Source organism: Blastomonas sp. CCH1-A6, from assembly GCF_001556365.1.
Taxonomy (GTDB): Bacteria; Pseudomonadota; Alphaproteobacteria; order Sphingomonadales; family Sphingomonadaceae; genus Blastomonas; species Blastomonas ursincola.
In genome coordinates, this window is the sequence record NZ_LSIS01000280.1 from 1 (window position 1) to 15,455 (window position 15,455).

General features: G+C 65.8%; 6 protein-coding genes. 4 read left to right on the forward strand and 2 right to left on the reverse strand.

Going from position 1 to position 15,455, the window contains the following annotated elements:
• Positions 1-134: 134 nt before the first annotated feature.
• Positions 135-1,310, reverse strand: a complete 1,176-nt coding sequence (locus AX735_RS13325; RefSeq protein WP_066281058.1) for an acyl-CoA dehydrogenase family protein — start codon at positions 1,308-1,310, stop codon at positions 135-137.
• 175 nt (positions 1,311-1,485) lie between these two features.
• Between AX735_RS13325 and AX735_RS13330 the strand changes: the two genes are divergently transcribed.
• Positions 1,486-3,162 (forward strand): FAD-dependent oxidoreductase, encoded by a 1,677-nt coding sequence (locus AX735_RS13330; RefSeq protein WP_066281059.1) that lies wholly within the window; start codon positions 1,486-1,488, stop codon positions 3,160-3,162.
• A 38-nt stretch (positions 3,163-3,200) separates the two neighbouring features.
• Here AX735_RS13330 and AX735_RS13335 read toward each other — a convergent pair whose 3' ends face one another.
• Positions 3,201-3,995, reverse strand: a complete 795-nt coding sequence (locus AX735_RS13335) for an enoyl-CoA hydratase/isomerase family protein (RefSeq protein ID WP_066281066.1) — start codon at positions 3,993-3,995, stop codon at positions 3,201-3,203.
• A gap of 155 nt (positions 3,996-4,150) precedes the next feature.
• Here AX735_RS13335 and AX735_RS13340 point away from each other — a divergent pair, with 155 nt between their 5' ends.
• The 3 genes from AX735_RS13340 to AX735_RS25210 form a co-directional block, all read left to right on the forward strand.
• The gene (locus tag AX735_RS13340; protein ID WP_066281070.1) at positions 4,151-4,858 is read left to right on the forward strand and encodes a class I SAM-dependent methyltransferase; all 708 of its coding nucleotides are present in this window, start codon (positions 4,151-4,153) and stop codon (positions 4,856-4,858) included.
• 405 nt (positions 4,859-5,263) lie between these two features.
• Positions 5,264-6,931, forward strand: coding sequence for a ShlB/FhaC/HecB family hemolysin secretion/activation protein (locus tag AX735_RS13345; protein ID WP_066281074.1), 1,668 nt, complete (start codon positions 5,264-5,266; stop codon positions 6,929-6,931).
• 35 nt (positions 6,932-6,966) lie between these two features.
• On the forward strand, positions 6,967-15,455 hold an 8,489-nt coding region (locus AX735_RS25210; protein ID WP_202189579.1), incomplete at its 3' end, for a two-partner secretion domain-containing protein.

Below are 15,455 nucleotides of genomic sequence, written 5' to 3' on the forward strand. Positions count from 1 at the left end.
GTTTGTCCCGAGCCCTTCGACTGGCTGGCAAGCCAGCCGCTCAGGGTAAACTTAAATCGAGGGACGTGCGCACACGTGTCTCGACTTCGCTCGACACAAACGGGTTAGGTATTGGCTTATAATTGCGAAGGCGATCAGATCCCTGCGGCCATCATCTTGGCGAGAATGTTCTTCTGCACCTCGTTCGTGCCGCCATAGATCGACTGGGCGCGGCCGAAGAGGAAGACCGACATCGCGTGCTCGCCTTCCTGGCCATAGGGATGGACCGGATCATTCGCCGGACGCGGCAGCGCGGCAGGACCCGCAATGTCCAGCGCCAGTTCGGACACGTCCTGCGACAGCTCGGTACCGAGCAGCTTCAACGGCGCGACCAGCCGCATCGCCTCGGCCGACTGGCTCGGCGCCTCGAGCGCGCGGGCCTCGAGCGCCGCCAGCTTGGTGAGCCGCTGTTCGAGCGAGTCCAGCCTCTGCGCGATCACCGGATCGTTGATTGGCGGGTTGATGAAATGCTCGACCGAGCTTGCCCATTCGCGCAGGCGGATCAGGTCGCCGGTGGTGCGGGCGACCCCGGCAATGCCGGCGCGCTCGTTGCCGAGCAGGAACTTGGCATAGGTCCAGCCGTCATTCTCGTTGCCGACCAGGTTCTTCACCGGCACGCGCACATCGGTGAAGAACACCTCGTTCAAGTGATGCATCCCGTCGATCGTGCGGATCGGGCGGACCTCGATGCCGGGCGTGTTCATGTCGATCAGCAGGAACGAGATGCCGTTCTGCTGCTTCACCTCGGTATTGGTGCGCACCAGGCAGAAGATCCAGTCGGCCCAATGGCCCTGCGTCGTCCAGGTCTTCTGGCCGTTGACGACATAATGGTCGCCGTCGCGCACCGCGCGCGTCTTCAGGCTGGCCAGGTCCGATCCCGCGCCGGGCTCCGAATAGCCCTGGCACCAGAAGCGGGTGCCGTTGATGATGTGCGGCAGATGCTCGGCCTTCTGCTCTTCGGTACCGAAGGTGTAGATGACCGGGCCGACCATGGTCAGGCCGAACGGGCTGTAGGACGGCGCGCCCGCCTTGGTCGATTCATCGGCAAAGATACGCTTCTTGGCGAGCGACCATTCGCAGCCGCCATATTGCTTGGGCCAGCCGGGCGCGCCCCAGCCCCGCTTGGCACGGACGCCCTGCCACCAAGCGGTCAGCTCCTTGCTGCTATTGGCGAAGCCGTCTGCGGCAAAGCGCTTTTCGGGCGGTAGCTCGGCATCGAGAAACGCGCGAACCTCGGCGCGGAAGCTCTCCAGGTCTTCGTCTTCGGTCATGATCCTCACCTTGTCCTGAACGGGATTGTTGGGCGCTAATCTGCACCGCCACCACCCAAATGCAAGCCGCGATGCCAAGAAACTGACGCATTGGCGCGATAGCATGATAGACTTGGCAATGCGGTACCGGAGCTGACGCTACGGCGCACTAAGGTCAGGCGAAAGGACGCAGGAAATGGGCAATTCGGCACCCGGCGCGCAGCCGGTCGACAGCAGCGATCCCTATGCCCGGCTGGAACAGACCTTCCCGGTGCTGAGCGAGGACATGGCTGGCCGAATCGCGCGTTTCGGGCATCGCGAGACGCTGGCCGACGGCGATCATGTCTTCCATCGCGGCGAGCGCGGAGTCGATTTCTTCCTGGTCGGATCGGGCGAGATCGAGATCATCGATCATGGCGATCATGGCGAGGAGGGCATCGTCCACCGCCATTGCGCGCGCCAGTTCACCGGCGAGCTCGACCTGTTCAACGACCGCAAGATCCTGGTCAGCGGGCGCGCTGTGGGCCCGACCGAAGTGATCCGGGTCAAGCGCGCCGATTTCCGGCGGCTGATCGTCGCCGAACCCGATATCGGCGAGATCATCATGCGCGCCTTCATCCTGCGCCGGGTCGCGCTGATGCAGCACCAGCAGGGCGCAGTGACCCTGGTCGGCCCGGCGCGCAGCGCGGACACGGTCCGAATCAACGCGTTCCTGACGCGCAACGGCTATCCGCACCGAACGATCGATTCGTCGACCGACCCCGATGCGGCGGCGTTTCTCGAAGGTTTCGGCCTCAGCGATGCCGATCTTCCGGTGGTGATTTCCGAAGAGCAGATCCTGCGCAACCCCAGCACGCACGATCTCGCCGATGCGCTGGGCGTCGCGGTGGCGATCGACCAGCAGCGGCTGCACGACCTGATCGTGGTGGGGGCAGGACCGGCAGGGCTGGCAGCGGCGGTCTATGCCGCGTCCGAAGGGCTCGACACGCTGATCATCGAATCCACTGCGCCTGGCGGCCAGGCGGGGACCAGCAGCAAGATCGAGAACTATCTGGGCTTTCCCACCGGCATTTCGGGCCAGGCGTTGGCAGGCCGCGCGCAGGTCCAGGCGCAGAAATTCGGCGCGCGGCTCGCGGTCTCGCGCGCGGCGACCGGGCTCGATTGCAGCGGCGGTCATTTTCGGCTGCAGCTCGAGGACGGCACGGTGGCCGAGGCGCGCGCGGTGGTCGCGGCGACCGGCGCGCGCTATCGCAAGCTTGACCTCCCCGACTATGCCCGGTTCGAAGGCGCGGGCGTCTATTATGCCGCGACCGCGATGGAGGCGCAGCTCTGCGCCGACCGCGCGGTCGTGGTGGTCGGCGGCGGCAATTCGGCGGGCCAGGCGGCGGTCTATATGTCGCGCTTTGCCGCGCATGTGCACATCCTGGTGCGCAGCGAGGGGCTGGCCGCGACCATGTCGAGCTATCTGATCGACCGGATCATGGCCTCGGACGCGATCACGCTGCACCCCTATAGCGAGGTCACCGCGCTCACCGGCGACACGCATCTGGAAGGGCTCGCCTGGCGCGACCGGCGCAGCGACGAGGAGACGCGGATCGAGGCGGGCGCCTTGTTCGTCATGATCGGCGCGCAGCCCTGTTCGGACTGGTTGCAGGGTTGCGCGAAGCTCGACGATGCCGGGTTCATCCTGACCGGCGACGGCTGCTCGCCGTTCGAGACCAGCCGGCCGGGGCTGTTCGCGGTGGGCGATGTCCGCTCGGGCTCCGTCAAGCGCGTCGCCTCGGGCGTCGGCGAGGGGTCGGTGGTGATCCAGGCGGTCCACCGCTTCATCGAGCGGCAGAAGACCGACGCGATGGGCTGTGGCGCGAAGTAAATCCTCCCCCAGCAAGCTGTGGGAGGATCTTGCAGGCCTCACCGATCCTTGTACTCCGGCGCCCGTTTTTCCATGAATGCCCGCCGCGCCTCGGCATAATCCTCGGTCATGCTGAGCAGGATCTGCTGGCGATCCTCGAGCGCCAGCGCCGCCTCGAAGCCGGGCGCGTCGATATTGCGGTTGAGCGCGTCCTTGCTGAGCCTCAGCCCCATCGGGCTGGCGAGCAGCATGTCGGCCGCGAGTGCCTCGGCTTTGGCAAGCATGTCCTCTGGCGAGGCGATCTCGCTGACGAACCCGGCGGCCAGCGCGCGCTCGGCCCCGACGAAGCGGCCCGACAGGATCATCTCGGCCGCGAGCGAACTGCCCACCAGCCGGGGCAGGAAATAGCTCGAGCCCATGTCGCAACCGCCAAGGCCGATGCGGATATAGGCGGCGTTCATGCGGAAATCGGGGGTGCAATAGCGCACGTCGCTCGACAGCAGCAGCGACATGCCGCCACCGCACGCCGCGCCTTGCGCACAGGCGATGATCGGCTGCGGGCAGGCGCGCATCAGCTGCATCACCGTGGCGATCGCGCGCTGGGTGCGCCAGCCGCCATGCACCGCGCCTTCGCCCTCGCGCGGGCTCCAGCCCTTGAGGTCGAGCCCGGCGCAGAACGCCCGGCCCTCGGCGCGCAGGATGACGACGCGGACCGCGTGCCGGTCCTGGAGCCCGCGGAAATAGTCCTGCAGCGCCATGATCATCGGCTCGTCCATGGCATTGAGCGCTTCCGGGCGATTGAGCGTCACGGTCTCGACCGCGCCCTGGGTAGTGATCACAATCGGGTTGCTCATCGGCCCCTTGTCCTCTCCTGCCGCCAGATGCCCCGGAATGGGCCGCAGCGGTCTTGCTATGGTTAATCCGGTTTCAAGCTTCTGCTCGCCGGGCTAGACGCCATGGCCTGCCGAAAATGGCAATCCTACGTCAACCAGAAAGGTGTCCTGCCGCAATGCTGTCCTCGATCACCCAGCGCCTCAGGGGCCGGTCCGCCGGTGAGATCGTGCGGCTGATCGGGCACAATATCGTCTATCATGCCCGCGCGATGACACCCCAGGCGCGGCAGCGGGACCGCAGCTTCCAGGCGTTCGACGAGCAATGGGGCACCGATACCTTCGCGATGCGCGAGCTGCACACGCTCAGCGTCGATCCGGCGCTTGCGGCGCATGCCCGGCGCTATCAGGCGAGCAACGGCGCCAACATGCCGGTCTGGTTTGCCGACCTGAAGGTCGATTTCGCGCGCACCGCGTTCATCGATTATGGCTGCGGCAAGGGGCGCGCGGTGCTCGAGGCGGCGCGCTTCCCCTTCGCCCGCGCGATCGGCGTCGAATTCGCGCCCGAGCTGGTCGATATCGCGCTGAGCAACCGCGAGATCATGGCGAGCAAGGGCGCGCTTGTGGCGCCGACGCAGTTCCTGTGCATGGATGCGGCGCGCTACCAGCCACCTGCCGATCTCGATCTGGTCTGCTTCTTCTACGATCCTTTCGATGATAGCGTGATGGCGCCGGTGGTCGACAGGCTGACCGCGCTGACCCAGCCAGTATCGGTCATCTATCTGGAGCCGCATTGCATCGGGCAGTTCCGCCGATCGGGCCATTGGGCCGAGGGGCAGAGCGTGGACAATCTGGTGCTGCGCAATCCGGCTGCGCAGGCGCTCTGACGCTGCGGCGCCTGTCGCCTGGATACGGTGGTTAATCGGCATCTCATCTTCAAAATCATGACCTTAAGGCGTCATTCACTTGCCTTTTGTCTGTGGCAATGCTTAATCATCGCCAGGGGCGAGGTTTGCTGATTTCATAATGAAGCGGTTTATCCTTGCGGGTTTTCGCGCTGGACGATCGTCCGGTTTCGCGGTCTGTGATCCGGTGCACTTTGCCGGACGCAGGGGCTGCTAACCGGTCGTTCCCGCGCGGATTCTCGACGTTCCGAGGCGGGGTCGCACCCTCTCAATCCCTTCGGGGTAGTGGAACATTTGAACCGCATGGCGATGTGGCGGACTTGGGGCAGGATGCGCGGTCGGCAGGCCGTGATGGCCCGTGCGTGCCTTTCAGCTTTTGGGGCAGCCTTGCTGCTTCCCGCGCCGCTGGCAGCGCAGGCGCTGCCTGGCCCCGTGCGCCCTCCCGCCGGAACGTTCGAGCGCGAGAACCGCGCCGCCGAGGTGCCGCTTTCGACCCCGCGCACCCCCTTCACCATCGATCGCCCGCGCACCGACCCGAACAGCGTCGACGATACCCAGAAGGTGCGCGTCACGAAATTCCGCATCACTGGCTTCAACTATCTTGACGAGGATCGGCTGCAGGCGCCGCTCAAGCCGTTCCTGGGCCAGGATCTGACGCTCGCCGACATCTATCGCGCCGCCGACCTGCTCACCCGCGTCTATGCCGACGCCGGTTTTGCATTGTCCTTTGCCATCGTGCCGGAGCAGGAGGTGAAAGACGGGGTTGTCGTGCTGCAGGTGGTCGAGGGCAGTGTCGATGCGCTTGAAATCCAGCTCAAGTCGAGCGCCGGACTGGTGGGCAAGACCCGGCTGACCGAGATGGTGCGTCGCCGCTTCACCCCGCTGATCAAGCGCGGCCCGGTGATGGTCGACGAGCTCGAGCGCGCGATCCTGACAACGGGCGACCTCGGCGGTCTCGACGTCTCGGTGGTGGTGCGGCCTTCCGAAGCCACGCCGGGCGCGGCCAATCTGCTGGTGGTGGTCAATCTCGATCCGCTCGAGGTCGAAGCGCAGTTCGACAACCGCATCCGCGACAATCTGGGCGAGCGGCGGTATCGCGCCGGGGCGACCGCCAACTCGGTGCTGGTGCCGGGCGACCGGCTGGTGGCCGATGTCCGCGCGACGCTGCCGACCGACGGCTTCGTCTCGGGCTTCGTCCAGTACAGCGCGCCGATTACCGACGATGGCCTCACCGGAACGGTGAGCTATTCGCGGGCCCGATCGCGCGCGGTGCGCGGCTTCCTGTCGATCCTGCAGTTCCGGGGCGAGGAAGAGGTGATCCGCGCAGGGCTCAGCTATCCGCTGCGCCGCACGCGCAATTCCAGCCTGATCGTCGGGCTGGAAGGGACCGCGATCAATTCGGACAGCGGCATTTTCGGCGTCACGCTGATCGACGACCGCAGCCGCTTCTACGAGCTGTACGGCAGCTATGACTGGGCCGCCGCCGATGGCAGCATCGGGCTGTTCCGGCTGGGATTGTCGCAAGGCATCAACGGCCTGGGCGCGACCGGGCGGTTCAATCCGCTGCGCAGCCGGACGCTGGGCGATCCCGAATTTACCGCGCTGAACGGCTCGCTGGTGTGGACCGCACCGCTTTATGGCACGACGCGCGTGCGGGTGAATGCCGAAGCGCAGATCGGGCTGAATGGCGGCGCATCGGCCTCGCGCGAATGCAATTTCGGCGGCGACCAGTTCGGCCGCGCCTATGATTATGGCGCGGCGGGCGGCGACCATTGCATCAATGTCGCCATGGAAGTGAACGATCGGCTGAGCGTCGGAGGCGTGACCGTCCAGCCCTTCCTGTTCGTCGATGCGGGCATATTGCGCCAGAGCGGGCGGCTCGATTTTGCCGAGCTGCGCGTGACGGAACTGTGGTCGGCGGGCGGCGGATCGCGCATCGCCCTGCCTTACGGCCTGTTCGGTGAAATCTATGCCGCCTGGCCCGGCAAGTCGCGCTTCACCCCCGATGGCAGCAACGATCCGCGCATCTTCTTCTCGATCGGAGCGACGCGATGAGCCTGTATCGCAAACGGGGCCAGGGGGCGCGGACGATGCCGGGTTGGCGCGTCGCATTGCGGACGGGCGCGGCGGGTCTTGCCATTGCCTCTGCCCAGGCCGCCTATGCCAATCCCAGTGGCGGACAGGTGGTGGCCGGCCAGGCGACGATCAATGGCCAGGGCACTGGCCGCGTGCGCATCGACCAGTCGAGCGACCGCGTGGTCATCAACTGGAACAATTTCTCGATCGATGCGGGCGAGGGGGTTGATTTCCGCCAGCCCAACGCCCGATCGATCGCGCTCAACCGGGTGACCGGGCCAGAGATCAGCCAGATCCTGGGCGAGCTGACCGCCAACGGCCAGGTCTATCTGATCAACGGCAACGGCATCGTCTTCGGCAAGGATGCCAAGGTCGATGTCGCGGGGCTGGTCGCGACCAGCGCGGACATCGGCAACGAGGCGTTCATGGCGGGCGGGGCGCTGCGCTTCGGCACGCCGGGCCGCGCGGGCGCCAGGATCACCAACCATTGCAATATCACGGTACGCGATGCGGGCATTGCCGCATTTGTCGCGCCGCAGGTGGCCAATGACGGCATCATCACCGCGCATATGGGGCGCATCGCCTTTGGCGGCGCACAGGCGTTCACGCTCGACCTGCATGGCGACAATCTGATCCGCTTCCAGGTCGGCGATGCGGTGACGAAGCTCGACGACAAGGGCGCACTGGTCGGCGTCGACGGTGTCGTCGATGCGCGCGGCGGATCGGTGCTGATCACGGCATCGGCGGCACGCGATCTGGTCAACCAGTCGGTGCGCATCGGCACGCCCCAGGCGGCGAGCATGCAGACCGGGCCCGATGGCAAGGTGTCGCTGGTCGCGGCCAAGGTCGCGATCACCGCGCCGGGCGAGGTGCAGGTGGGCCGCAACGTCGCGATGGACCTGTCGTCCGCAACCAATGCGGCGCCCGCGGGAAGCGCCAAGGGCAAGGGCGGCAAGGCCAGCGATACGGAGAACGCGATCGGCTGGGTCAGCTCGCTGAATGGGGACGGCAGCGCGCCGGGCCAGGCGATGGCGGCGAGCGGCAGCGGCGGCACGCTGACGATCCGCGCGGCGCGCACGATTCTTGACGGCACGATCAATCTCGATGGCAGCAAGACAGGCGGCACCGCGCATATCACGGGCAGCGATTTCCTGTCCTTCGGCTCGATCCTTTCGGCCAGCGGTGTCGATGCGGGCGGCAAGATCCAGCTCGATGCGGGCGGCTTCTCGCTCGCCGGGCGGATCACGGTCAACGCCGCGCTCGGCAAGGGCGGCAGCGTCGATATCAGGACGACGCGCCGCGCGATCGACACCGGCGACGCGTTCATCGATGCAAGCGGCCTGCACGGCGGATCGATCCGCTATGTCTCGGACGACCAGATCATCTCCTCGGGCAAGTTCCGCGCTTCGGGCAGCCATGGCTTTGGCGGAAATATCGACGTCAGCGCGCCGCGGCTCGACCTGTTCTCGGCGCAATTCTATGCGCAGGGCGGCATTCGTGGCGGCCGGGTGCGGCTGGGCGGCGAGTTCCAGGGCGGCAGGAACCTCACCACCGACGAACTGCCCAACGCGCTCAGGCTGGTGGCGACTGATGCGGTGACGATCGACGTTTCGGCGATCGGCATGCGCGGCAATGCGGGCGAGATCGTCATCTGGTCGGACGAGAAGACGACGTTCCTGGGCAATGCAATCGCGCGCGGCGGGATGGTCGGCGGGGTCGGCGGGCAGATCGAGATATCGGGCAAGGAAACGCTGGTCTATCGCGGCACGGTCGAAACCGCGCGCGACGGTCAACGCGGCGGCACGCTGCTGCTTGACCCCAAGAACATCATTATCGCCGATGCCAGCAACGCGCCCAGCCAGTACGGGCTGGTGCTTCAGGCCTTTGCCAGCAATTTCCCGGCGCAGGTCGTGCCCGCCCCGGGGATCGAGGCAGGCGATGGCTTTGGCGTCTCGGTTTCGCTCAATGGCAACCGGCTCGCGGTCGGCGCGCCGGGGGATCGCGGCGCGACCAATGGCCTGACGGATGTCGGCGCGGTCTATCTCTTCACCTTCGCCAACAGCGCGTTCTCGACGCCTGTCCTGAGCGCGGTTGTCGGCTCCGGCTATACCGGCGGCAACAACATCTCGGTCGGAGCGCTGGAGGCTGATGACCGGTTCGGTTACGCCGTCTCGCTCTCTTCACTCAGCCTTGCGGTGGCGGCGCGCAATGATGATGGCGCCAACAACGCGACGACCGATTCCGGCGCCGTATATCTCTTCACCTTCTCGAATCTCAGCTTTGGCGGCGGGCAGTTGGCGGGCGTGCTGGGGGCGGGCTATTCCGGGCCTGCCAGCCTCGATGTCGCGAACCTGGGCGCGGGGGACCTGTTCGGGACATCATTGTCGCTCACTTCCGGCCGGCTCGCGGTCGGGGCGCTGTTCGACGATGGCGCTACCGACAGCACCAATGATGCGGGCGCGGTCTATCTGTTCAGCTTCGCCGGGCCGGATTTTGCAACGCCTGTCCTCGAAGCGATCGTCGGCCAGGGCTATTCGGGCGGCAAGAACGTCAACCTCGCGCTTGATGTCGATGACTATTTCGGCAGTGCGGTAGCGCTCGATGGCAACCGGCTCGCGATCGGCGCCGTGTTCGATGACGGCCAGGGCAATGTCGGCTTCAGCCATGGCGCGGTCTATCTGTTCACCTTCGAGGATTCGGAATTCAACTCCGGCAATCTCGAAGCCATTCTTGGCCACCAATATTCGGGGCCCAAGGATCTCGCGATCAGCTTCCTCGAGCCGTCCGACCATTTCGGCAACGCGCTGTCACTCGAAGGCAATCGCTTGGCGGTGATCGCCCAGCTGGACGATGGCCGCGAAAACGGCGTCACCGATTCAGGCCTGGCCTATCTGTTCACCTTTGCCGACGATGCGTTTTCGGGCGTTCAGCTGGTCGGGCGGATCGGTGCCGATTACGGAGCCCTGGGCGGCAACAACCTGTCGGTCAGCGGGCTGCAGTTTGGCGACACGCTGAGCAGCCTGTCGCTGTTTGGCAATCGTCTGGTCATCGGCGTGGCCAATGACGACAGCCGAACCGATTTGGCCACCGATTCGGGCGCGGTGTACCTTTTCACCTTCGGCGACGACCGGTTCGGCGATGGCAGGCAGGTCGGCATTCTCGGCGCAGGATATACCTCGCTTTTCGGCCTGTCGCTGCTGGGCAATGGCCTGGAAGAGCAGGACAATTTCGCAACGGCGGTCTCGCTGGACCGCAACCGGCTGGTGGTCGGCGCGCGGTTTGACGATGGCGCGACCAACACCCGGTCCGATTCGGGCGCCGTCTACCTCTTCACCTTTGGCGATGCGCTGTTCAGCGCGCCGGTGCTGCAGTCGATCATCGGATCGGGCTATAGCGGCGGCAAGAATGTCTCGGTCGGGCGGCTCGAGGCGGACGATCTTTTCGGCTCGTCGGTCTCGCTGGACGGAACGCGGCTCGCGGTCGGGGCGATCGGTGACGATGGCACCGCGATCGCGCAGGGCGATGCCGGTGCCGTCTATCTCTTCACTTTCGCCGACGCCTCGTTTTCGGGTGGCGTCCTGGCGCGTGTGCTCAATTTCGAGAGCTTCAACGGCAGCGCCATCAACAGCGAAGGGGCGTTGTTCGGCAGCGCGGTCGCGCTTTCGGGGAACATTCTTGCGGTCGGCGCGCCGGGCGACAACGGTTTTGGCGGATCAGACATCGAAGCGGGTGCGGTCCATATCTTCGACATGGGCGATGCGGGCTTTTCCGCGACGCCGCAGCGGCTTGCCACTCTGGGTCTGGGCTATGGATCGGGCGGCCCCAACGATATCGCGGTTCCGGGGCTCGAGACCGGGGACCGGTTCGGCACCTCACTCTCGCTCGATGGCCTGAGGCTGGCGATCGGCGCGCCGAATGACGACGGGGGCAGCACCCCGATATTCGATTCCGGTGCCGTCTATGTCTACAGCTTTGCGGCCGGCGATTTCAGCGGTGGCACGCTGGAGGCGCGGCTGGGCACCTTTTATACCGGGCTGAACGATTTCGACACCAATGGGGCGGCGGGCGATTTGTTCGGCCAGTCGGTGGCGCTGCGCGGAGTGCAGCTCGTCGTCGGCGCGGTGGGCAATGACGGGCGCAACGGTACGCAGAACAATGCCGGCGCGGTCTATCTGTTCACCACCTCCCCCGGCTTTACCGATATCAGCCAGGCCGGGATCATCGGAGTCGACTATCTCGGCTCGGCACGGGATTTCGACCTGAAGCTCGCCAAGGGGGAGCAGTTCGGTGCGGCGGTCGCGTTCGACGGCGAACGGCTGGTGGTCGGCGCATCGGGCAATGCCGGCCGCAACGGCAGCGCACCGGGATCGGGCGCAGCCTATCTGTTCACCTTTGCCGGTACCGATTTCGGCAATACCCGGCTGATAGACAAGCTGGGCGCGGGCTATACCGGGTTCAGCAACCTCTCGGTGCCCGGGCTCGAACCGGGTGACGAATTCGGCTTCGCCGTTTCGCTCGACGGCAATCGGCTCGCGGTCGGGGCTCCTGGCGATCGCGGCGCCTTCAACAGCCTCAGCTTTTCCGGTGCAGTCTATCTGTTCAGTTTCGCCGATCTGGCTTTCGGCGCGCCCGTGCTCGAAGCGGTCATCGGGCTGGACTATAGCGGCGGAAAGAACCTGTCGGTACCGATCAACGGGTTCGAACAGTTCGGCTCGTCGGTCTCGCTCGATGGGCTGCAGCTGGCGGTTGGCGCGCCGGGCAACGCGGGCGCGCTGGGCTCGGCGGGTGCCGCAGGCGCGGTCTATCTCTTCAATTTCACCGACCTGCTTTTCTCCGGCGCTTCGCTGCAGGCCACCATCGGGCTGGGCTATGCGGGTGCCCGGGATATCGATCTGACGCAGCTCGCCACGGATGACGCCTTTGGCCGATCGGTCGCGCTGAGCGGAACCCGGCTCGCCGTGGGTGCGCCCGGCGATGACGGGCTGGGCGGCAGCGCCGTGGATTCGGGTGCAGTCTATCTGTTCAGCTTCGCCGATGCCCAGTTCAACAGCGGTATCTTCGAAGGCACGATCGGGTTCGGCTATCAGGTCGGTGCCAAGGACCTGGACATCAATCGCCCTGATACGCAGCTGGAAGCGGGCGATGCATTCGGCACCAGCGTGGCGTTCGACGGATTGAGACTGTTGGTGGGCGCGCCGGGCGATCGGGGGCTAGGCAACAACCTGGCCAATGCGGGTGCCGTCTATAGCATCGCCTTCAACGATGCGGTCTTCAACCTGCCCCAGCTGATCGGCATCATCGGCTCGGGCTATGGCGAGAGCAACGACACCGATATTTCGTTTCTTGGCGCTGCCGACCAGTTCGGGGCGGCGGTATCCGCCTCGGGAGGTCGGCTGGTGGTCGGCGCGCCCGGTGACAGCGGTGCCGACGATTCGGTCGGGGGTTCGGGCAAGGCCTATCTGTTCTCGCTGTCGAACGGCACCTATACCCAGATCGGCGCGATCGGCAGGGGCTATGGCGGCGATCTCGATCTGCCGCTGGGCCAGCTGCAAACCGGCGACGGTTTCGGCAACGCGCTCTCGCTCAACCAGAACCGGCTGGTGGTCGGCGCATCGGGCGACATGGGCGCGGCCAACAAGGATTTCGGGCTCGGCGCGGTCTATCTGTTCGCGTTCACCGGCGGCAATTTCGCCAACCTCTCCTATGCCGGGACATTCGGCCGCGGCTACGGCAGCCCGCAGAACGTATCGGTGCCGGAAGTCTTCCCCAACGACGGCTTCGGCACCGCCGTCTCGCTGACGGCAGAACTGCTCGCCATCGGCGCGCCCGGAGACCGCTCGGCTGACGTCAATGGCACCGATATCGGCGCGGTCTATCTGTTCACCTTCGCCGGTGCCAATTTTGCCGCGCCGACGCTCAAGGGCATATTGGGCAAGGGTTATACCGGCGCGGGCAATTTCGATGTTGCAGCGTTGCAGGATGGCGACCGGTTCGGCAGCAGCGTCTCGCTCGGTGGGTTCAACCCCGATCTGCTGGCGGTCGGTGCACCGGGAGACGATGGCGCCGATGATCTGTCGCCCGATGCGGGCGCGGTTTATCTTTTCCGGTTCGATCCCGGTTTGAACAATCCGGTGCTGGAGGCGACGATCGGCCGCGATTACGGCGGCGGAAAGAATGTCGGGCTGCTCAATCTGGGGCCGGGCGATGCCTTTGGCAGCGCGGTGTCGCTGCGCTTCAATCAGCTCGTGGTCGGGGCTCCCGGGGACGATGGCGGATCGAACAATTTCATCGATTCCGGCGCGGTCTATTCGCTGAAATTCTCGAACACGATCGATTTCAGCGGCCCTGTTCCGGTGTTCAACTATTTCGAATCCGGCAGCCTGATTGGCGTCTATGGCGCGGACTATTCCGGTACCGATCTTCTGGCGATCGGCAATCTGGAGGCGGGCGACCGTTTCGGAAGCTCGGTGTCGCTCGACGGCTTCAACCTGGCCGTCGGCGCCGTTGGCGATGACGGAACCAGCAACGCGCTCGGCGATGCGGGCGCGGTCTATCTGCTGAACTTTGCCGACAGCAATTTCGGATTGCCGACGCTGCTCGGTACGCTCGGCAGCGGCTATATTGGGGGACCAAGCGATTTTTCAGTGGGCGAGCTTGACGGTGCCAACGGCTTTGGCGCTTCGGTTTCGCTGTTGAACAACCGGCTGGCCGTGGGCGCGCCCGGTGACAGCGGGTCTTCCGGCGGCGGTCTCGATCGCGGTGCGGCCTTCCTGTTCGCCTTTGCCGGTGCCGCGCTCGAAAGCCCCACGCTGGAGGCCGTCATCGGCTCGGGCTATATCGGTCCGTCGGCTCTGCCGGTCGTCGGCCTGTTTGACGGCACCCGCTTCGGTTCGGCGATAACGCTCGAATCCAACCGGCTGATCATCGGTGCGGCGGGGGACAGCGGCAATGGCGTCGGTCCATCGGCCGGAGCCGCCTATCTGTTCACCTTCAACGGCCCATTCTTCGCCAACCTCGAGCTCGCCGGGATCATCGGAGGGGCCTATGCCAACGGTCCGACATCTTCGCTCGCCGCGCAGGGCATAAACCGTAACCCGCCCGAGAATATCGGCAATTCCGTCTCGCTGGACGGCCAGCTGCTCGCGATCGGCTCGCCGTTCGACAGTGGCGCATCCGGCCTCACCGCCGCCGCGGGGGCGGTCTATCTGATCAGCTTCTCGAATGCGCCGGGCCTGAACCTCACGGCACCCGTGCTCGAAGGCGTGATCGGGTCGGGCTATACCGGCGGGAAGAACCTCTCGCTGCCAGGTCTGCAGGCCGGCGACAATTTCGGCGCCTCGGTCTCGCTGTCGGGGTCGTTCCTTGCGGTGGGGGCGCCGGGCGATGACGGCGGGCAGGACGATGTCGCCGATGGCGGCGCCGTCTATACCTTCGCCTTCCAGTCCGGGGCCTTCGAAAACCTCTCGTCGTTCAGCACGGTCGGCAACGGATATGGCGGCGTCAACGATCTGGACGTCGCGCTGGAGGCTGGGGACAGATTCGGTTCTGCCGTCGCGATTTCGCTCACCAACCTGCTGGTCGGGGCACCGTTCGACGATGGCCTGGGCAACGCCGTGGGCGATTCGGGCGCGGTCTATCTGTTGCTGCACAGCCCGTTTGTGGGTGCAGGCGGTGTCATCGGCACCATCGGTGCGGGCTATGGCGGTCTCAACAGCCTGAATCTCGGCGCGCTCGATCCCGGCGACAATTTCGGTTCATCGCTGTCGATGGATATCGTCGCGCGGCAGCTCGCTGTCGGTGCGCCGCGCGATGCGGGGGCGGGCAATATCGGTGGCAGCCTCAGCGCCATCGGTGCGGTCTACACCTTCACCTTTGCCGACAGCCAGGCAGGCGGCGTCGCGCAGGTCGGCGTCATCGGTCGCGGCTATACCGGGGCGAATGACGGCGATCCCGGATCGCTCGACAATGGCGACCTTTTCGGCAGCGCCGTTTCCCTCAACGCCGGGCGGCTGGCGATCGGTGCGCCGGGCGATCAGGGCGCGGGCAATCTCTTCCAGTTCGGCGCCGGTGCGGTCTATCTCTACAACTTTGCCAATGCCCAGCTGGCCAGCCCGCTGCAGCGCTCGATCATCGGCAACGGCTATGTCGGCACGCTCAACGGGGCGCAGCAGATCTCGGTGCCGGTGGAAGAAGGCGACAATTTCGGCGCTGCCGTCTCGCTGTTCGGCACCAGCCTAGCCGTCGGCTCGCCAGGGGATGACGGCCCCGCCAACAGCCAGCCGAACAGCGGCGCGGTGCAGTTCTTCCAGTTCAGCGATGCCGCGTTCGGCAGCGGCCGCCTGACCGGCACGATCGGCGCCGACTATCGCGCTTCGGTGGGGCTGGACCTGACGGCTCCTGCCGCGCCATCGTTTGCGCAGCTCGGTGCAGGCGACGGTTTCGGCAATGCGGTTTCGCTCGATGGCGTCCGCCTCGCGATCGGGGCCCGGGGCGATGACGGGTC

Coding starts and splice junctions, on each gene's coding strand:
- AX735_RS13325 (WP_066281058.1), bottom strand. CDS start 1,310: ATGACCGAAGACGAAGACCTGGAGAGCTTCCGCGCCGAGGTTCGCGCG.
- AX735_RS13330 (WP_066281059.1), top strand. CDS start 1,486: ATGGGCAATTCGGCACCCGGCGCGCAGCCGGTCGACAGCAGCGATCCC.
- AX735_RS13335 (WP_066281066.1), bottom strand. CDS start 3,995: ATGAGCAACCCGATTGTGATCACTACCCAGGGCGCGGTCGAGACCGTG.
- AX735_RS13340 (WP_066281070.1), top strand. CDS start 4,151: ATGCTGTCCTCGATCACCCAGCGCCTCAGGGGCCGGTCCGCCGGTGAG.